This window comes from Streptococcus sp. FDAARGOS_522 (assembly GCF_003812445.1).
In the GTDB taxonomy this organism is placed as follows: Bacteria; Bacillota; Bacilli; order Lactobacillales; family Streptococcaceae; genus Streptococcus; species Streptococcus agalactiae.
Genome location: NZ_CP033808.1, coordinates 1,505,557 through 1,524,766, shown reverse-complemented (window position 1 = coordinate 1,524,766; position 19,210 = coordinate 1,505,557). Strand labels below are relative to the sequence as shown.

Annotated in this window: 8 protein-coding genes, 27 tRNA genes, 4 rRNA genes and 1 pseudogene; all 40 read left to right on the top strand. The window is 42.6% G+C overall.

The features are described from left to right. Positions 1 to 3 precede the first annotated feature (3 nt). Positions 4 to 118 (top strand): 5S ribosomal RNA (gene rrf / locus EGX70_RS07985). A 3-nt stretch (positions 119 to 121) separates the two neighbouring features. Further along, positions 122 to 194: transfer RNA gene (locus tag EGX70_RS07980), tRNA-Val, on the top strand. A gap of 2 nt (positions 195 to 196) precedes the next feature. Beyond that, positions 197 to 269, top strand: a tRNA-Asp gene (locus EGX70_RS07975). A gap of 2 nt (positions 270 to 271) precedes the next feature. Next, positions 272 to 344 (top strand) — tRNA-Lys (locus EGX70_RS07970). Positions 345 to 353: 9 nt separating this feature from the next. Next, positions 354 to 435, top strand: a tRNA-Leu gene (locus EGX70_RS07965). Between the two features lie 10 nt (positions 436 to 445). Next, positions 446 to 518 (top strand) — tRNA-Thr (locus EGX70_RS07960). Between the two features lie 35 nt (positions 519 to 553). Further along, positions 554 to 625, top strand: a tRNA-Gly gene (locus EGX70_RS07955). Between the two features lie 8 nt (positions 626 to 633). Beyond that, positions 634 to 718: transfer RNA gene (locus EGX70_RS07950), tRNA-Leu, on the top strand. An 11-nt stretch (positions 719 to 729) separates the two neighbouring features. Continuing rightward, a tRNA-Arg gene (locus EGX70_RS07945) sits at positions 730 to 803 on the top strand. A 7-nt stretch (positions 804 to 810) separates the two neighbouring features. After that, positions 811 to 884, top strand: a tRNA-Pro gene (locus tag EGX70_RS07940). A 145-nt stretch (positions 885 to 1,029) separates the two neighbouring features. Further along, positions 1,030 to 2,578: ribosomal RNA gene (locus EGX70_RS07935) — 16S ribosomal RNA — on the top strand. Between the two features lie 54 nt (positions 2,579 to 2,632). Then, positions 2,633 to 2,705: transfer RNA gene (locus EGX70_RS07930), tRNA-Ala, on the top strand. A gap of 153 nt (positions 2,706 to 2,858) precedes the next feature. Next, a 23S ribosomal RNA gene (locus tag EGX70_RS07925) occupies positions 2,859 to 5,754 on the top strand. 72 nt (positions 5,755 to 5,826) lie between these two features. Then, positions 5,827 to 5,942, top strand: a 5S ribosomal RNA gene (gene rrf, locus EGX70_RS07920). Together the 16S, 23S and 5S rRNA genes with 27 tRNA genes alongside form the textbook arrangement of a ribosomal RNA operon. A gap of 3 nt (positions 5,943 to 5,945) precedes the next feature. Further along, positions 5,946 to 6,018: transfer RNA gene (locus tag EGX70_RS07915), tRNA-Val, on the top strand. Between the two features lie 2 nt (positions 6,019 to 6,020). Further along, positions 6,021 to 6,093: transfer RNA gene (locus EGX70_RS07910), tRNA-Asp, on the top strand. Between the two features lie 2 nt (positions 6,094 to 6,095). After that, positions 6,096 to 6,168, top strand: a tRNA-Lys gene (locus EGX70_RS07905). A gap of 9 nt (positions 6,169 to 6,177) precedes the next feature. Then, a tRNA-Leu gene (locus EGX70_RS07900) sits at positions 6,178 to 6,259 on the top strand. 10 nt (positions 6,260 to 6,269) lie between these two features. Then, a tRNA-Thr gene (locus EGX70_RS07895) sits at positions 6,270 to 6,342 on the top strand. Between the two features lie 34 nt (positions 6,343 to 6,376). Then, a tRNA-Gly gene (locus EGX70_RS07890) sits at positions 6,377 to 6,448 on the top strand. 8 nt (positions 6,449 to 6,456) lie between these two features. Continuing rightward, a tRNA-OTHER gene (locus EGX70_RS07885) sits at positions 6,457 to 6,540 on the top strand. A gap of 11 nt (positions 6,541 to 6,551) precedes the next feature. After that, positions 6,552 to 6,625: transfer RNA gene (locus EGX70_RS07880), tRNA-Arg, on the top strand. 7 nt (positions 6,626 to 6,632) lie between these two features. Further along, positions 6,633 to 6,706, top strand: a tRNA-Pro gene (locus EGX70_RS07875). Between the two features lie 15 nt (positions 6,707 to 6,721). Continuing rightward, positions 6,722 to 6,795, top strand: a tRNA-Met gene (locus EGX70_RS07870). 19 nt (positions 6,796 to 6,814) lie between these two features. Further along, positions 6,815 to 6,888 (top strand) — tRNA-Ile (locus tag EGX70_RS07865). 15 nt (positions 6,889 to 6,903) lie between these two features. Beyond that, a tRNA-Ser gene (locus EGX70_RS07860) sits at positions 6,904 to 6,993 on the top strand. Positions 6,994 to 7,003: 10 nt separating this feature from the next. Then, positions 7,004 to 7,077 (top strand) — tRNA-Met (locus EGX70_RS07855). A gap of 2 nt (positions 7,078 to 7,079) precedes the next feature. Continuing rightward, positions 7,080 to 7,152: transfer RNA gene (locus EGX70_RS07850), tRNA-Phe, on the top strand. A gap of 20 nt (positions 7,153 to 7,172) precedes the next feature. Then, positions 7,173 to 7,243: transfer RNA gene (locus EGX70_RS07845), tRNA-Gly, on the top strand. 34 nt (positions 7,244 to 7,277) lie between these two features. Beyond that, a tRNA-Ile gene (locus EGX70_RS07840) sits at positions 7,278 to 7,351 on the top strand. A gap of 13 nt (positions 7,352 to 7,364) precedes the next feature. Next, positions 7,365 to 7,452: transfer RNA gene (locus EGX70_RS07835), tRNA-Ser, on the top strand. A 235-nt stretch (positions 7,453 to 7,687) separates the two neighbouring features. Beyond that, the gene (locus EGX70_RS07830; RefSeq protein WP_000746079.1) at positions 7,688 to 9,031 is read left to right on the top strand and encodes a CHAP domain-containing protein; all 1,344 of its coding nucleotides are present in this window, start codon (positions 7,688 to 7,690) and stop codon (positions 9,029 to 9,031) included. 123 nt (positions 9,032 to 9,154) lie between these two features. Beyond that, entirely contained in the window at positions 9,155 to 10,123 is a 969-nt protein-coding gene (locus tag EGX70_RS07825; RefSeq protein WP_000122450.1) for a ribose-phosphate diphosphokinase, read from the top strand. A 107-nt stretch (positions 10,124 to 10,230) separates the two neighbouring features. After that, the gene (locus tag EGX70_RS07820) at positions 10,231 to 11,406 is read left to right on the top strand and encodes a pyridoxal phosphate-dependent aminotransferase (RefSeq protein ID WP_000171457.1); all 1,176 of its coding nucleotides are present in this window, start codon (positions 10,231 to 10,233) and stop codon (positions 11,404 to 11,406) included. Next, entirely contained in the window at positions 11,396 to 12,157 is a 762-nt protein-coding gene (gene recO, locus EGX70_RS07815; protein ID WP_001266269.1) for a DNA repair protein RecO, read from the top strand. The genes EGX70_RS07820 and recO overlap by 11 nt, the downstream gene beginning before the upstream one ends. Positions 12,158 to 12,219: 62 nt before the next feature. Continuing rightward, complete coding sequence (locus EGX70_RS07810; protein WP_172581985.1) at positions 12,220 to 13,098, top strand: CPBP family intramembrane glutamic endopeptidase; 879 nt, start codon at positions 12,220 to 12,222, stop codon at positions 13,096 to 13,098. A 77-nt stretch (positions 13,099 to 13,175) separates the two neighbouring features. After that, positions 13,176 to 14,168: a phosphate acyltransferase PlsX gene (gene plsX, locus EGX70_RS07805; RefSeq protein ID WP_000717407.1), complete on the top strand. Its 993-nt coding sequence runs from the start codon at positions 13,176 to 13,178 to the stop codon at positions 14,166 to 14,168. Between the two features lie 10 nt (positions 14,169 to 14,178). Then, a pseudogene (locus EGX70_RS07800) lies at positions 14,179 to 14,417 on the top strand (phosphopantetheine-binding protein). Positions 14,418 to 14,540: 123 nt separating this feature from the next. Next, positions 14,541 to 15,245 (top strand): phosphoribosylaminoimidazolesuccinocarboxamide synthase, encoded by a 705-nt coding sequence (gene purC / locus EGX70_RS07795; protein WP_001064659.1) that lies wholly within the window; start codon positions 14,541 to 14,543, stop codon positions 15,243 to 15,245. 122 nt (positions 15,246 to 15,367) lie between these two features. Next, positions 15,368 to 19,093, top strand: a complete 3,726-nt coding sequence (locus EGX70_RS07790; RefSeq protein WP_001042250.1) for a phosphoribosylformylglycinamidine synthase — start codon at positions 15,368 to 15,370, stop codon at positions 19,091 to 19,093. Positions 19,094 to 19,210 lie beyond the last annotated feature (117 nt).

The window sequence follows — 19,210 nt, the reverse complement described above, 5'->3', positions numbered from 1 at the left end:
TAGTTAAGTGATAATTGCCTAGGAGATACACCTGTTCTCATGCCGAACACAGAAGTTAAGCCCTAGAACGCCGGAAGTAGTTGGGGTTGCCCCCTGTGAGATAAGGTAGTCGCTTAGCAAAGGGAGTTTAGCTCAGCTGGGAGAGCATCTGCCTTACAAGCAGAGGGTCAGCGGTTCGATCCCGTTAACTCCCATAGGTCCCGTAGTGTAGCGGTTATCACGTCGCCCTGTCACGGCGAAGATCGCGGGTTCGATTCCCGTCGGGACCGTAGACTCGTTAGCTCAGTTGGTAGAGCAATTGACTTTTAATCAATGGGTCACTGGTTCGAGCCCAGTACGGGTCATTTAGAAATGCGGGTGTGGCGGAATTGGCAGACGCACCAGATTTAGGATCTGGCGCTTAACGGCGTGGGGGTTCAAGTCCCTTCACCCGCATTAGTAGATTGCCGGCTTAGCTCAGTTGGTAGAGCATCTGATTTGTAATCAGAGGGTCGCGTGTTCAAGTCATGTAGCCGGCATTACAATTTTTTATAGGATAAATAGTGTCTTTAGTGCGAACGTAGTTCAGTGGTAGAACATCACCTTGCCAAGGTGAGGGTCGCGGGTTCGAACCCCGTCGTTCGCTTGTTAGAGGCCGGGGTGGCGGAACTGGCAGACGCACAGGACTTAAAATCCTGCGATGGTAAACATCGTACCGGTTCGATTCCGGTCCTCGGCATATAATATTTAGCACCCTTAGCTCAACTGGATAGAGTACCTGACTACGAATCAGGCGGTTAGAGGTTCGACTCCTCTAGGGTGCATATTTTTCGGGAAGTAGCTCAGCTTGGTAGAGTACTTGGTTTGGGACCAAGGTGTCGCAGGTTCGAATCCTGTCTTCCCGATGGATATATTTTTATGGTATATCATTAGACCTTTGAAAACTGAACAAGACGAACGAATGTGCAGGGTGGATTTACATTGTAAATCCGTCAATGACAAAAAAACAATAAATCTGTCAGCGAGACAGAAAAGAGCAAAGCTCAAACTTTTAATGAGAGTTTGATCCTGGCTCAGGACGAACGCTGGCGGCGTGCCTAATACATGCAAGTAGAACGCTGAGGTTTGGTGTTTACACTAGACTGATGAGTTGCGAACGGGTGAGTAACGCGTAGGTAACCTGCCTCATAGCGGGGGATAACTATTGGAAACGATAGCTAATACCGCATAAGAGTAATTAACACATGTTAGTTATTTAAAAGGAGCAATTGCTTCACTGTGAGATGGACCTGCGTTGTATTAGCTAGTTGGTGAGGTAAAGGCTCACCAAGGCGACGATACATAGCCGACCTGAGAGGGTGATCGGCCACACTGGGACTGAGACACGGCCCAGACTCCTACGGGAGGCAGCAGTAGGGAATCTTCGGCAATGGACGGAAGTCTGACCGAGCAACGCCGCGTGAGTGAAGAAGGTTTTCGGATCGTAAAGCTCTGTTGTTAGAGAAGAACGTTGGTAGGAGTGGAAAATCTACCAAGTGACGGTAACTAACCAGAAAGGGACGGCTAACTACGTGCCAGCAGCCGCGGTAATACGTAGGTCCCGAGCGTTGTCCGGATTTATTGGGCGTAAAGCGAGCGCAGGCGGTTCTTTAAGTCTGAAGTTAAAGGCAGTGGCTTAACCATTGTACGCTTTGGAAACTGGAGGACTTGAGTGCAGAAGGGGAGAGTGGAATTCCATGTGTAGCGGTGAAATGCGTAGATATATGGAGGAACACCGGTGGCGAAAGCGGCTCTCTGGTCTGTAACTGACGCTGAGGCTCGAAAGCGTGGGGAGCAAACAGGATTAGATACCCTGGTAGTCCACGCCGTAAACGCTGAGTGCTAGGTGTTAGGCCCTTTCCGGGGCTTAGTGCCGCAGCTAACGCATTAAGCACTCCGCCTGGGGAGTACGACCGCAAGGTTGAAACTCAAAGGAATTGACGGGGGCCCGCACAAGCGGTGGAGCATGTGGTTTAATTCGAAGCAACGCGAAGAACCTTACCAGGTCTTGACATCCTTCTGACCGGCCTAGAGATAGGCTTTCTCTTCGGAGCAGAAGTGACAGGTGGTGCATGGTTGTCGTCAGCTCGTGTCGTGAGATGTTGGGTTAAGTCCCGCAACGAGCGCAACCCCTATTGTTAGTTGCCATCATTAAGTTGGGCACTCTAGCGAGACTGCCGGTAATAAACCGGAGGAAGGTGGGGATGACGTCAAATCATCATGCCCCTTATGACCTGGGCTACACACGTGCTACAATGGTTGGTACAACGAGTCGCAAGCCGGTGACGGCAAGCTAATCTCTTAAAGCCAATCTCAGTTCGGATTGTAGGCTGCAACTCGCCTACATGAAGTCGGAATCGCTAGTAATCGCGGATCAGCACGCCGCGGTGAATACGTTCCCGGGCCTTGTACACACCGCCCGTCACACCACGAGAGTTTGTAACACCCGAAGTCGGTGAGGTAACCTTTTAGGAGCCAGCCGCCTAAGGTGGGATAGATGATTGGGGTGAAGTCGTAACAAGGTAGCCGTATCGGAAGGTGCGGCTGGATCACCTCCTTTCTAAGGATAAGGAAACCTGCCATTTGCGTCTTGTTTAGTTTTGAGAGGTCTTGTGGGGCCTTAGCTCAGCTGGGAGAGCGCCTGCTTTGCACGCAGGAGGTCAGCGGTTCGATCCCGCTAGGCTCCATTGAATCGAAAGGTTCAAATTGTTCATTGAAAATTGAATATCTATATCAAATTCCACGATCTAGAAATAGATTGTAGAAAGTAACAAGAAAATAAACCGAAAACGCTGTGAATATTTAATGAGTTTTCTAGTTTAAAGAAACTAGGTTAATAAGGTTAAGTTAATAAGGGCGCACGGTGGATGCCTTGGCACTAGAAGCCGAAGAAGGACGTGACTAACGACGAAATGCTTTGGGGAGCTGTAAGTAAGCGCTGATCCAGAGATGTCCGAATGGGGAACCCACTAGTTAATGACTAGTATCCATATCTGTTAAGGATATGAGAAGGAAGACGCAGTGAACTGAAACATCTAAGTAGCTGCAGGAAGAGAAAGCAAAGCGATTGCCTTAGTAGCGGCGAGCGAAACGGCAGGAGGGCAAACCGAAGTGTTTACACTTCGGGGTTGTAGGACTGCGATATAGGATTAATCATTATAGAAGAATTACCTGGGAAGGTAAGCCAAAGAGAGTAACAGCCTCGTATTTAAAATGATAGATTAACCTTAGCAGTATCCTGAGTACGGCGAGACACGCGAAATCTCGTCGGAATCTGGGAGGACCATCTCCCAACCCTAAATACTCTCTAGTGACCGATAGTGAACCAGTACCGTGAGGGAAAGGTGAAAAGCACCCCGGGAGGGAGTGAAATAGAACCTGAAACCGTGTGCCTACAACAAGTTCGAGCCCGTTAATGGGTGAGAGCGTGCCTTTTGTAGAATGAACCGGCGAGTTACGATATGATGCGAGGTTAAGTTGAAGAGACGGAGCCGTAGGGAAACCGAGTCTTAATAGGGCGTCATAGTATCATGTTGTAGACCCGAAACCATGTGACCTACCCATGAGCAGGTTGAAGGTGAGGTAAAACTCACTGGAGGACCGAACCAGGGCACGTTGAAAAGTGCTTGGATGACTTGTGGGTAGCGGAGAAATTCCAAACGAACTTGGAGATAGCTGGTTCTCTCCGAAATAGCTTTAGGGCTAGCGTCGATGTTAAGTCTCTTGGAGGTAGAGCACTGTTTGGGTGAGGGGTCCATCCCGGATTACCAATCTCAGATAAACTCCGAATGCCAACGAGATATAATCGGCAGTCAGACTGCGAGTGCTAAGATCCGTAGTCGAAAGGGAAACAGCCCAGACCACCAGCTAAGGTCCCAAAATATATGTTAAGTGGAAAAGGATGTGGGGTTGCACAGACAACTAGGATGTTAGCTTAGAAGCAGCTATTCATTCAAAGAGTGCGTAATAGCTCACTAGTCGAGTGACCCTGCGCCGAAAATGTACCGGGGCTAAACATATTACCGAAGCTGTGGATGACACAAAGTGTCATGGTAGGAGAGCGTTCTATGTGTGAAGAAGGTGTACCGTGAGGAGCGCTGGAACGCATAGAAGTGAGAATGCCGGTATGAGTAGCGCAAGACAGGTGAGAATCCTGTCCACCGTAAGACTAAGGTTTCCAGGGGAAGGCTCGTCCGCCCTGGGTTAGTCGGGACCTAAGGAGAGACCGAAAGGTGTATCCGATGGACAACAGGTTGATATTCCTGTACTAGAGTATATAGTGATGGAGGGACGCAGTAGGCTAACTAAACCAGACGATTGGAAGTGTCTGGTCAAACAGTGAGGTGTGATATGAGTCAAATGCTTATATCTTTAACATTGAGCTGTGACGAGGAGCGAAGTTTAGTAGCGAAGTTAGTGATGTCACACTGCCAAGAAAGCTTCTAGCGATACATATACTCTACCCGTACCGCAAACCGACACAGGTAGTCGAGGCGAGTAGCCTCAGGTGAGCGAGAGAACTCTCGTTAAGGAACTCGGCAAAATGGCCCCGTAACTTCGGGAGAAGGGGCGCTGATTTTAGATCAGCCGCAGTGAATAGGCCCAAGCAACTGTTTATCAAAAACACAGCTCTCTGCTAAATCGTAAGATGATGTATAGGGGGTGACGCCTGCCCGGTGCTGGAAGGTTAAGAGGAGTGCTTAGCGTAAGCGAAGGTATGAATTGAAGCCCCAGTAAACGGCGGCCGTAACTATAACGGTCCTAAGGTAGCGAAATTCCTTGTCGGGTAAGTTCCGACCCGCACGAAAGGCGTAATGATTTGGGCACTGTCTCAACGAGAGACTCGGTGAAATTTTAGTACCTGTGAAGATGCAGGTTACCCGCGACAGGACGGAAAGACCCCATGGAGCTTTACTGCAGTTTGATATTGAGTATCTGTACCACATGTACAGGATAGGTAGGAGCCTATGATAACGGGACGCCAGTTTCGTTTGAGGCGTTGTTGGGATACTACCCTTGTGTTATGGCTACTCTAACCCAGATAGGCAATCCCTATCGGAGACAGTGTCTGACGGGCAGTTTGACTGGGGCGGTCGCCTCCTAAAAGGTAACGGAGGCGCCCAAAGGTTCCCTCAGACTGGTTGGAAATCAGTCGTAGAGTGTAAAGGTATAAGGGAGCTTGACTGCGAGAGCTACAACTCGAGCAGGGACGAAAGTCGGGCTTAGTGATCCGGTGGTTCCGTATGGAAGGGCCATCGCTCAACGGATAAAAGCTACCCTGGGGATAACAGGCTTATCTCCCCAAGAGTTCACATCGACGGGGAGGTTTGGCACCTCGATGTCGGCTCGTCGCATCCTGGGGCTGTAGTCGGTCCCAAGGGTTGGGCTGTTCGCCCATTAAAGCGGCACGCGAGCTGGGTTCAGAACGTCGTGAGACAGTTCGGTCCCTATCCGTCGCGGGCGTAGGAAATTTGAGAGGATCTGCTCCTAGTACGAGAGGACCAGAGTGGACTTACCGCTGGTGTACCAGTTGTCTTGCCAAAGGCATCGCTGGGTAGCTATGTAGGGAAGGGATAAGCGCTGAAAGCATCTAAGTGCGAAGCCCACCTCAAGATGAGATTTCCCATGATTTTATATCAGTAAGAGCCCTGAGAGATGATCAGGTAGATAGGTTAGGAGTGTAATTGTGGTGACACATTTAGCGGACTAATACTAATAGCTCGAGGACTTATCCAAAAGAGATATTGACAACGTTACGGTTTCTTGTTAGACTATAGATATTCAATTTGAGTGAATAAGGCTCAATAGTTAAGTGATAATTGCCTAGGAGATACACCTGTTCTCATGCCGAACACAGAAGTTAAGCCCTAGAACGCCGGAAGTAGTTGGGGGTTGCCCCCTGTGAGATAAGGTAGTCGCTTAGCAAAGGGAGTTTAGCTCAGCTGGGAGAGCATCTGCCTTACAAGCAGAGGGTCAGCGGTTCGATCCCGTTAACTCCCATAGGTCCCGTAGTGTAGCGGTTATCACGTCGCCCTGTCACGGCGAAGATCGCGGGTTCGATTCCCGTCGGGACCGTAGACTCGTTAGCTCAGTTGGTAGAGCAATTGACTTTTAATCAATGGGTCACTGGTTCGAGCCCAGTACGGGTCATTTAGAAATGCGGGTGTGGCGGAATTGGCAGACGCACCAGATTTAGGATCTGGCGCTTAACGGCGTGGGGGTTCAAGTCCCTTCACCCGCATTAGTAGATTGCCGGCTTAGCTCAGTTGGTAGAGCATCTGATTTGTAATCAGAGGGTCGCGTGTTCAAGTCATGTAGCCGGCATTACAATTTTTATAGGATAAATAGTGTCTTTAGTGCGAACGTAGTTCAGTGGTAGAACATCACCTTGCCAAGGTGAGGGTCGCGGGTTCGAACCCCGTCGTTCGCTTGTTAGAGGCCGGGGTGGCGGAACTGGCAGACGCACAGGACTTAAATCCTGCGATGGTAAACATCGTACCGGTTCGATTCCGGTCCTCGGCATATAATATTTAGCACCCTTAGCTCAACTGGATAGAGTACCTGACTACGAATCAGGCGGTTAGAGGTTCGACTCCTCTAGGGTGCATATTTTTCGGGAAGTAGCTCAGCTTGGTAGAGTACTTGGTTTGGGACCAAGGTGTCGCAGGTTCGAATCCTGTCTTCCCGATGGATATATTTTTATGGCGGTGTAGCTCAGCTGGCTAGAGCGTCCGGTTCATACCCGGGAGGTCGGGGGTTCGATCCCCTCCGCCGCTATTTATTTTATTGAGACTTTGGACCTTTAGCTCAACTGGTTAGAGCACTCGGCTCATAACCGAGCGGTCGTAGGTTCGAGTCCTACAAGGTCCATATTTTTTGTTATATGGAGGATTACCCAAGTCCGGCTGAAGGGAACGGTCTTGAAAACCGTCAGGCGTGTAAAAGCGTGCGTGGGTTCGAATCCCACATCCTCCTTTAAAGATATCGCGGGATGGAGCAGCTAGGTAGCTCGTCGGGCTCATAACCCGAAGGTCGTAGGTTCAAATCCTGCTCCCGCAATAGGCTCGGTAGCTCAGTTGGTAGAGCAATGGATTGAAGCTCCATGTGTCGGCGGTTCGATTCCGTCTCGCGCCATTTATTATATAAGATTTTTAGCGGGTGTAGTTTAGTGGTAAAACTACAGCCTTCCAAGCTGTTGTCGCGAGTTCGATTCTCGTCACCCGCTTACTTTACATTAAAGTAAAACCAAGCATTTGCTTGGGCGCGTAGCTCAGGTGGTTAGAGCGCACGCCTGATAAGCGTGAGGTCGGTGGTTCGAGTCCACTCGTGCCCATCAATATTAATTTGGAGAATTACTCAAGAGGCTGAAGAGGACGGTTTGCTAAATCGTTAGGTCGGGTAACTGGCGCAAGGGTTCGAATCCCTTATTCTCCGTAAATATTATAATTTTAAGAGTAATTATACTCTTTTTTTATTTCTCTTTTAGTTTCACTATGGAGCAATTATATTGATAGAGTGAATAGAAGAAGGTTATCGTTTTCTAGATTTGATTATGGTTCATTTAGAAATAGTTGATTTCAAATATAAATGTAACAATGACGTAATATAATTTCGTGAATTTTTTGGTAAAATATTTAATGTCTTATCGTAAAGGAGTAGTTTAATAAAAATGAAAAAAAGAATATTATCAGCAGTCCTTGTGAGTGGAGTAACTCTTGGAACTGCTGCCGTAACAGTAAACGCTGATGACTTTGACTCGAAAATTGCTGCTACTGATTCAGTAATCAATACTTTATCAGGGCAACAAGCAGCAGCACAAAACCAGGTGACTGCTATTAAAGGACAAGTTGGTGCTTTAGAGTCTCAACAATCAGAATTAGAAGCGCAAAATGCTCAACTTGAGGCTGTATCTCAGCAGTTAGGTCAAGAGATTCAAACTCTTTCTAATAAAATTGTTGCACGTAACGAATCTTTGAAAAAGCAAGTTCGTAGTGCTCAAAAGGGTAACTTGACTAACTATATTAATACTATTTTAAATTCGAAATCAGTATCTGATGCTGTTAATCGTGTTGTTGCTATTCGTGAGGTTGTTTCAGCTAATGAAAAGATGTTAGCACAACAAGAGGCTGACAAAGCGGCCTTAGAAGCTAAACAAATTGAAAATCAAAATGCTATAAATACTGTAGCAGCTAACAAGCAAGCTATCGAAAATAATAAAGCAGCCTTAGCAACACAAAGAGCACAATTAGAAGCAGCTCAATTAGAGTTATCTGCTCAATTGACTACAGTCCAAAATGAAAAAGCATCTTTAATTCAGGCAAAAGCACAAGCTGAGGAAGCTGCGCGTAAGGCAGCTGAAGCACAAGCAGCAGCTGAAGCGAAAGCACAAGCTGAAGCGAAAGCACAAGCTGAGTCTGTAGCACAAGCACAGGCAGCAGCACAAGTTGAGTCTGCCACAGCTCCTACTGAAACAGTTCAAACACAACCGAGAACTGAAATAAAGCCTTCTAATCTTACGGCTACTTCTTCGGCAACTACTGTTGCTAAAACTACAGCTACAGCTACTAATGAGCCAAAAGTTGCTCAACCTTCTGTAGTAACTAAAGCAGTTGAAGCACCTAAAGCAGTTGTTTCTTCAACACCTAGATCGGTATCAAAACCTGTTGTCAGAAGTTATGATTCAAGTAACACATACCCAATGGGACAATGTACTTGGGGAGCTAAGTCAATGGCTTCTTGGGTTGGTAACTATTGGGGAAATGCTAATCAGTGGGGTGCTAGTGCACGTGCAGCTGGTTATTCTGTAGGAACTACCCCTCGTGTTGGTGCAGTAGCTGTTTGGCCATATGATGGTGGTGGTTACGGGCACGTTGCAGTAGTAACGTCAGTGGCTAACAATTCATCTATCCAAGTTATGGAATCAAACTATGCTGGAAATATGAGCATTGGCAATTACCGTGGTTCATTTAACCCTAGTGCTTCTGGCTCTGTTTACTATATTTACCCAAATTAATGAATACTAAGGAGATCTTTCGTGGTCTCCTTTTTGTTTATTAATTAGGTATGGTTTATTTTGGATTGAAAAATTGTGTAAAAAGCGTTAAAATGGTATAGGACTAAAGTTTTGGAGGAAATCATGTCTTATTCTAATTTAAAATTGTTTGCACTGTCATCAAACAAAGAACTAGCGAAAAAAGTGTCTCAGACGATTGGAATTCCGCTAGGTCAATCGACAGTTCGCCAATTTTCTGATGGTGAGATTCAAGTTAATATTGAAGAGTCTATTCGTGGCCATCATGTTTTTATTTTACAATCAACAAGCTCACCAGTTAATGATAATTTGATGGAAATTTTAATTATGGTTGACGCTTTAAAGCGTGCTAGTGCGGAGTCTGTTAGTGTGGTAATGCCTTACTATGGGTATGCTCGTCAAGATCGCAAGGCACGTTCTCGTGAACCTATTACTTCGAAACTCGTTGCGAACATGCTAGAAGTTGCTGGTGTTGATCGTCTTTTAACAGTTGATTTACATGCAGCTCAAATTCAGGGATTCTTTGATATTCCCGTTGATCACCTTATGGGGGCTCCCCTTATTGCAGATTACTTTGATCGTCAGGGATTGGTTGGTGATGATGTTGTTGTCGTTAGTCCTGATCATGGTGGTGTAACACGTGCACGTAAGCTGGCACAGTGTTTAAAGACACCGATTGCTATCATTGATAAGCGCCGTAGTGTTACTAAAATGAATACATCTGAAGTAATGAATATTATTGGTAATATCAAAGGTAAAAAATGTATTTTAATTGATGATATGATTGATACTGCAGGTACTATTTGCCATGCTGCAGACGCTTTAGCTGAAGCAGGGGCAACAGCTGTTTATGCTTCATGTACTCACCCTGTTTTATCAGGGCCGGCTTTGGATAATATTCAAAATTCAGCTATTGAAAAATTAATTGTGTTAGATACGATTTACCTCCCTGAAGAACGTTTGATTGATAAGATTGAACAAATTTCAATTGCGGAATTGATTGGTGAAGCTATTATCCGTATTCACGAGAAACGTCCTTTATCACCATTATTTGAAATGAATAAACTAAAATGACAAAAAACCTGTTATTAACAGGTTTTTTATCATTTAATGACGGAAAACTGGACACAAATTATTTTTCTTGTATAATTAAATATATTATTTCTTATCAGGAGGTTATGATGACATTAGAGAAACGATTTAATAAGTACTTAGATAGAATAGAGGTCTCCTTAATTCGTCAGTTTGATCAATCTATTTCAGATATACCTGGAATGGTAAAATTAACTCTTGGAGAACCAGATTTTACCACTCCTGATCATGTTAAAGAAGCAGCTAAATCAGCTATTGATGCGAATCAATCGTATTACACTGGTATGAGCGGTTTATTAGCTCTAAGGCAAGCTGCTGCAGATTTTGCAAAGGATAAATATAATCTTACTTATAATCCTGATAGTGAGATCTTGGTTACGATAGGTGCCACAGAAGCTCTGTCTGCATCTCTTATAGCTATTTTAGAAGCTGGTGATGTTGTTCTATTACCCGCCCCCGCTTATCCAGGATATGAGCCAATAGTTAACCTTGTAGGAGCTGATATCGTAGAAATTGATACTAGAGAAAATGACTTTAGACTAACTCCTGAAATGTTAGAAACGGCTATTATCCAACAAGGTGAAAAATTAAAGGCTGTTTTACTTAATTATCCTACTAACCCTACAGGTATTACCTATTCAAGGCAAGAAATTGCTGCATTAGCTGAAGTCTTTAAAAAATATGATATTTTTGTTATTAGTGATGAAGTTTATTCTGAGTTAACTTACACTGGTCAGCAGCATGTTTCAATTGCAGAATATTTACCTAACCAAACTATCTTAATTAATGGCTTATCAAAATCACATGCTATGACTGGTTGGAGAGTTGGATTGGTGTATGCTCCTGAAGCATTTACTGCTCAAATCATTAAAAGTCATCAATACATGGTGACAGCTGCTAGTACTATTTCGCAATTTGCTGGGGTAGAAGCCTTATCTGTGGGTAAAAATGATACGTTACCTATGCGTCAAGAATATATTAAACGTAGAGATTATATCATTGATAAAATGTCTAAACTTGGTTTCAAAATAATTAAACCGAGTGGCGCTTTTTATATCTTTGCTAAAATACCTGATAGTTATCCACAGGATTCTTTTAAGTTTTGTCAGGATTTTGCTTATCAACAAGCAGTAGCTATTATTCCAGGGGTGGCTTTTGGTAAATATGGTGAAGGATATATACGTCTTTCTTATGCTGCTAGTATGGAAGTTATTGAAACAGCAATGGCTAGATTGAAAGTTTTTATGGAATCATATGAGGGTTAGTCAAACATACGGTCTCGTTTTGTATAATCGTAATTATCGTGAAGATGATAAATTAGTTAAAATCTTTACGGAGACTGAGGGAAAAAGGATGTTTTTTGTAAAGCATGCTTCAAAGTCAAAATTCAATGCTGTGCTCCAACCTTTGACTATTGCTCATTTTATTTTAAAAATTAATGATAATGGTCTTTCTTATATTGATGATTATAAAGAAGTTTTAGCATTTCAAGAAATTAATTCAGACTTGTTTAAGTTGTCATATGCGAGTTATATTACTTCTTTGGCTGATGTGGCTATTAGTGATAATGTAGCGGATGCTCAATTATTTATTTTCCTAAAGAAAACGTTAGAATTGATTGAGGACGGTTTAGATTATGAGATTCTAACGAATATTTTTGAAGTACAACTACTAGAGAGGTTCGGTGTTGCTTTAAATTTTCATGATTGTGTTTTTTGTCATAGGGCAGGATTACCTTTTGATTTTTCACACAAATATTCTGGATTATTATGTCCAAACCATTATTATAAAGACGAGAGAAGAAACCACCTAGATCCTAATATGCTATACTTAATCAATCGTTTTCAGTCAATTCAATTTGATGATTTACAAACAATTTCTGTGAAACCTGAGATGAAACTTAAAATTCGTCAATTTTTGGACATGATTTACGATGAATATGTAGGGATTCATCTTAAAAGTAAAAAATTTATTGATGATTTGTCTAGTTGGGGAAGTATTATGAAATCAGATTAAGTTGTAAAGAGGAACATGACATTAGTGTCATGTTCTTTTTTTTAATATTAGGATAAACTAATATGGAATTAATTTTTAGGATATTTGAGATGAAAAAAACATTATACATTACCAATAAACTCTTTTTTGCTAACTGGTTTGTGCCAGTTATTGGTGCAGTTCTAATTCAAGTTATCGGCATCATTGTAAGCAGACGCCTTGTAGTAAAATTGCTACCTGATGATTATAAATTCAATTTATACATTGCGCTTTTACTATTTGTTCCTATTTTGGCAAGTATTTTACTATTTTTAATCTATTTCCAAAAAAGGGATTTTACTTCCTTGGGATTTACTAAAGATAATAATGTTTTAACAACGATCTCAGGATTTATTACTGGTAGTTTACTGATGTTTTTTATTTATATTTGCCACTGGTTATCAGGTTTTGTGGAAATTTCTTCCAGCAATTCCTTTTCTTTTGGACCTTTTTCCTTTTTATTTCTTGCATACTTTATCCAAAGCTTGACAGAGGAAATTTTATTTAGAGGATATGTTATGACAACAGTTACCAAATTTAAAGGTAGTTTTGCAGGTGTTTTATGCAATTCTATGTTGTTTTCCTTTATCCACTTTAGAAACTATGGTATCACAGCAATAGCACTTTTTAATTTATTTTTACTTGGTATTATTTTTTCTATTCTTTTTAATATGACCCAAAATATTCTTTTTGTTACAGGAGTTCATACTACATGGAATTTTACTATGGGATGTGTATTAGGTAATAAGGTTAGTGGGGGGTATTCTCCTGTTTCTCTTTTTAGAATTACTGAAAATTCTAGCTTTGCTCTTTGGAATGGTGGGGATTTTGGTTTTGAAGGGGGAGTACTATGTTCTTTGATATTAGTAGGTTGTTTAGCATACTTTTCTTTGGAAAGAGTGAGAGTATCTGTTAGATATTAGCTATTATTGCCTTCTTGTGAAAAAAATAAAGAAACGTGCTATAATATAGCCACTAAGTTTTTATGAGGAGTTCATTCATGAAGAAAATTGCTGTAGATGCTATGGGTGGAGATTACGCTCCCAAAGCTATTGTAGAGGGTGTTAATCAAGCTATTTCAGATTTTAGTGATATTGAAGTACAACTCTATGGCGATCAGAAAAAAATTGAGAAATATTTAACAGTAACGGAGCGAGTTAGTATTATTCATACTGAAGAAAAAATTAATTCTGATGATGAGCCTGCTAAAGCTGTTCGTCGTAAAAAACAGTCTTCGATGGTCTTAGGAGCTAAGGCAGTCAAAGATGGTGTTGCACAGGCCTTTATTTCTGCAGGGAATACAGGAGCTTTATTAGCTGCTGGTTTGTTTGTAGTAGGACGTATAAAAGGTGTTGATCGACCAGGCTTAATGTCAACTATACCTACGTTAGATGGTGTGGGTTTTGATATGCTTGATTTAGGAGCTAATGCAGAAAACACAGCTTCTCATCTTCATCAATATGCTATTTTAGGGTCGTTTTATGCAAAAAATGTCCGTGGTATTGAAGTTCCTCGTGTAGGTCTCTTAAATAACGGAACGGAAGAAACAAAAGGCGATTCTCTTCATAAAGAAGCCTATGAACTGTTAGCAGCAGAGCCTTCTATTAATTTTATTGGAAATATTGAAGCACGTGATTTGATGTCAAGTGTAGCAGATGTTGTTGTCACTGATGGTTTTACTGGAAATGCTGTTCTAAAGACAATGGAAGGTACAGCTATGAGTATTATGGGAAGCCTAAAATCTTCAATTAAATCAGGTGGCGTGAAAGCTAAATTAGGAGCACTTCTATTAAAAGATAGCCTATATCAGCTAAAAGATAGTATGGACTATTCAAGCGCGGGTGGTGCGGTTCTTTTTGGTTTAAAAGCTCCAATAGTAAAATGCCATGGATCAAGTGATTCTAAAGCTGTTTATTCTACTTTGAAGCAAGTTCGTACAATGTTGGAAACTCAAGTAGTTGATCAATTAGTTGATGCCTTTACAGATGAATAGGAGTGAACTCATGTCAAGAGATGAAGTTTTTGAAAAGATGCTGGAATTATTAAGGCAGCAACTTGGTGACCCACAGTTAGATATCACACCAGAGTCATCGTTACATGATGATTTAGCAATTGACTCTATCGCTTTAACAGAGTTTATTATCATTTGGAAGATGTGTTTCATCTAGAGATTCCAGATGAGGCTGTCGAACACATGTCAAGCGTCCAACAACTATTAGATTATATCATTGAACATAAGTAATAATAAAAAGGAAGAAAATACGAACATTTCTTCTTTTTTTTGATTTTAAATAAAGTTTTTGTTGTATTAGATAATGTTGTGTGTTAGAATAACTCTTAAAATAAGAGAAAGGCGAATAATAAAGTGAATAACCAGCTTATTTATACAGGAAAAGCGAAAGATATTTATAGTACAAAAGATGAAAATGTGATTAGAACGGTCTATAAAGACCAAGCTACTATGTTGAATGGAGCTCGTAAGGAGACTATTGATGGCAAGGGAGCACTAAATAATCAGATTTCATCTCTTATTTTTGAGAAATTAAATATGGCTGGTGTGGTGACACATTATATTGAGCAAATTTCAAAAAACGAACAATTGAATAAAAAAGTTGATATTATTCCACTTGAGGTGGTATTACGGAATGTGACAGCAGGCTCATTTTCAAAACGTTTTGGAGTGGAAGAAGGACGCGTTCTTGAAACTCCAATTGTGGAATTTTACTACAAAAATGATGATCTGAATGATCCTTTTATCAATGATGAGCATATGAAGTTTTTGGGTATTGTTAATGATGAGGAGATTGCTTATCTGAAAGGAGAGACTCGCCGTATTAATGAACTCTTGAAAGATTGGTTTGCTCAGATTGGGCTTAACTTGATTGACTTCAAGTTGGAGTTCGGATTTGACAAGGATGGCAAAATCATCTTGGCTGATGAGTTCTCACCTGACAACTGCCGTCTATGGGATGCTGAAGGAAATCATATGGACAAGGATGTTTTTCGTAGAGATCTTGGTAGCTTGACCGATGTCTATCAAGTTGTACTTGAGAAGTTGATAGCATTGTAATTAGAAGAGGAAGGAATTGAATCCGTTCGGGAAACTCAGAAAAAAGATTGGGCTTACTGAAATCTCAATTTCAGATATCCTCCTATTTTTCAGTCGCTCCCTTGTCGGACTTGGTATCTTATATGAATAAACGTATTTTTGTTGAGAAAAAGGCTGACTTTGACATTAAATCGGCTAGTCTTGTGAAAGAGTTGACGCATAATCTACAACTGACTTCTTTGAAGGATTTGCGTATTGTGCAGGTCTATGATGTCTTCAATTTGGCTGAGGATTTGCTGGCGCGTGCTGAGAAGCATATTTTCTCTGAGCAGGTGACAGACTGTCTTTTGACGGAAACTGAAATCACTGCGGAGCTTGATAAGGTTGCCTTCTTTGCCATTGAGGCGCTTCCTGGTCAATTTGACCAACGTGCTGCTAGTTCGCAAGAATCTTTGCTATTGCTTGGAAGTGACAGTCAGGTTAAGGTCAATACAGCCCAGCTTTACTTGGTCAATAAGGATATTGCAGAAGCAGAGCTTGAAGCCGTTAAGAACTATCTTTTGAATCCTGTTGATTCACGTTTCAAGGACATTACCTTGCCGCTTGAAGAGCAGGCTTTCTCTGTGTCTGATAAGACAATCCCTAGTCTTGATTTCTTTGAAACTTATAAGGCTGACGATTTTGCGGCCTATAAGGCAGAGCAGGGCTTGGCTATGGAGGTCGATGATCTTCTCTTCATCCAAGATTATTTCAAATCAATCGGGCGTGTGCCAACTGAGACTGAGTTGAAAGTTTTGGATACTTACTGGTCAGACCACTGCCGTCACACAACCTTTGAAACTGAGTTGAAAAACATCGACTTTTCAGCTTCTAAATTCCAAAAACAATTGCAGGCGACTTATGACAAATATATCGCCATGCGTGATGAACTTGGTCGTTCTGAAAAGCCGCAGACACTTATGGATATGGCGACTATCTTTGGTCGTTATGAACGTGCCAATGGACGACTGGATGATATGGAAGTCTCAGATGAAATCAATGCCTGCTCAGTTGAAATTGAAGTAGATGTTGATGGTGTAAAAGAGCCTTGGCTCCTCATGTTTAAGAATGAGACTCACAATCACCCAACAGAAATTGAGCCATTTGGTGGCGCAGCAACTTGTATCGGTGGTGCCATTCGTGACCCGTTGTCAGGACGTTCATACGTTTATCAGGCTATGCGTATTTCAGGCGCAGGCGATATTACGACTCCGATTGCGGAAACACGTGCTGGTAAATTGCCGCAACAGGTTATTTCTAAAACTGCGGCGCACGGCTATTCTTCATATGGTAACCAGATTGGGCTTGCGACAACTTATGTGCGTGAGTACTTTCACCCTGGCTTTGTAGCCAAACGCATGGAGCTTGGAGCTGTGGTTGGTGCTGCACCTAAGGAAAATGTGGTTCGTGAAAAACCAGAAGCAGGCGATGTGGTCATCTTGCTCGGTGGTAAAACAGGTCGTGACGGTGTCGGCGGTGCGACAGGTTCATCTAAGGTTCAAACGGTTGAATCTGTGGAAACAGCTGGCGCAGAGGTACAAAAAGGGAATGCCATCGAAGAACGTAAGATTCAACGCCTTTTCCGTAATGGTAATGTCACTCGCCTAATCAAGAAATCAAATGACTTCGGTGCAGGTGGTGTCTGTGTTGCCATCGGTGAATTGGCTGACGGTCTTGAAATCGATTTGGACAAGGTACCGCTTAAATACCAAGGTCTTAATGGTACTGAAATTGCAATCTCAGAATCACAAGAGCGTATGTCAGTCGTTGTTCGTCCTAGTGACGTGGATACCTTCATCGCAGCCTGCAACAAGGAAAATATCGATGCCGTTGTGGTTGCTACTATTACTGCAAAACCAAACCTTGTCATGACTTGGGATGGTGAAACAATTGTTGACTTGGAACGCCGTTTCCTTGATACCAACGGTGTCCGTGTCGTTGTTGATGCTAAAGTCGTTGACAAAGACTTGACAGTTCCAGAGGTACGCACAACATCAGCAGAGACACTTGAAGCGGATACGCTTAAGGTCTTGTCTGACCTCAACCACGCTAGTCAAAAAGGTCTCCAAACTATCTTTGACTCATCTGTTGGTCGCTCAACCGTTAACCACCCAATCGGTGGCCGTTACCAAATCACACCAACAGAAAGCTCTGTTCAAAAATTGCCAGTTCAACACGGTGTCACAACAACTGCATCTGTTATGGCTCAAGGTTACAATCCTTATATTGCAGAATGGTCACCTTACCACGGTGCTGCCTATGCTGTCATTGAAGCGACAGCTCGCTTGGTAGCAACGGGTGCTGACTGGTCTCGTGCACGTTTCTCTTACCAAGAGTATTTCGAGCGTATGGATAAACAGGCAGAGCGTTTTGGTCAGCCAGTATCAGCTCTTCTTGGTTCTATTGAGGCTCAGATTCAACTTGGATTGCCATCAATCGGCGGTAAGGACTCTATGTCTGGTACTTTCGAAGAATTGACAGTACCGCCAACCTTGGTAGCTTTCGGTGTGACAACAGCGGACAGCCGCAAGGTTCTCTCTCCTGAGTTTAAAGCGGCTGGTGAGAATATCTACTACATTCCAGGTCAAGCTATTTCAGAAGATATTGATTTTGACCTTATCAAGGCTAACTTTAGCCAGTTCGAGACTATTCAAGCTCAACATAAGATTACTGCTGCTTCAGCTGTTAAATACGGTGGTGTCCTAGAAAGTCTTGCTCTCATGACTTTTGGTAACCGTATCGGGGCCTCTGTTGAAATTGCAGAGCTTGACAGTAGCTTGACAGCTCAACTCGGAGGCTTTGTCTTTACATCAGCTGAGGAAATTGCTGACTCGGTGAAAATCGGTCAAACTCAGGCAGCCTTTACACTTACTGTCAATGGAAATGACCTTGCTGGGGCAAGCCTTCTATCAGTCTTCGAAGGCAAATTGGAAGAGGTTTACCCAACAGAGTTTGAACAGGCAGACGCTCTTGAAGAAGTTCCTGCTGTGGTATCAGATACTGTTATCAAGGCTAAGGAAACAATTGAAAAACCAGTGGTTTACATTCCAGTCTTCCCTGGTACCAACTCAGAATATGATTCAGCTAAGGCCTTTGAACAGGTTGGAGCTAGTGTCAACTTGGTAGCATTTGTAACCTTGAATGAGGCTGCTATTGCTGACTCAGTTGACACAATGGTCGCTAATATTGCTAAGGCAAATATCATCTTCTTTGCTGGAGGATTCTCAGCAGCGGATGAACCAGATGGGTCTGCTAAGTTTATCGTCAATATCTTGCTTAACAAGAAGGTTCGCGCAGCTATTGACAGCTTCATCGAAAAAGGTGGCCTTATCATCGGTATCTGTAATGGTTTCCAAGCCCTTGTCAAATCAGGTCTTCTTCCATACGGAAACTTCGAGGAAGCTGGTGAGACAAGTCCAACCCTCTTCTATAACGATGCCAACCAGCACGTTGCCAAGATGGTTGAGACTCGTATCGCAAATACCAACTCACCTTGGTTGGTAGGAGTTGAGGTCGGCGATATTCATGCCATCCCAGTTTCACACGGTGAAGGTAAATTTGTTGTCAGCGCTTCTGAATTTGCAGAGCTAAGAGACAATGGTCAAATCTGGAGCCAATATGTGGACTTTGACGGACAACCATCTATGGATTCTAAATACAATCCAAATGGCTCTGTCAATGCCATCGAAGGGATTACCAGCAAGAATGGTCAAATCATCGGTAAGATGGGGCACTCAGAACGCTGGGAAGACGGCCTCTTCCAAAATATCCCTGGTAACAAAGACCAAGCCTTGTTTGCTAGTGCAGTAAAATATTTTACAGGAAAATAATTTTTTCAAATTTTTTCATAAAACAGATAAGGAAACAAGAGCGAAGCGAGCTTAACTGTATCTTTCTGTCGTAGTGGTATTTGGGAGCCGTTGAGGCTAAGACTCAATGATTAGCTT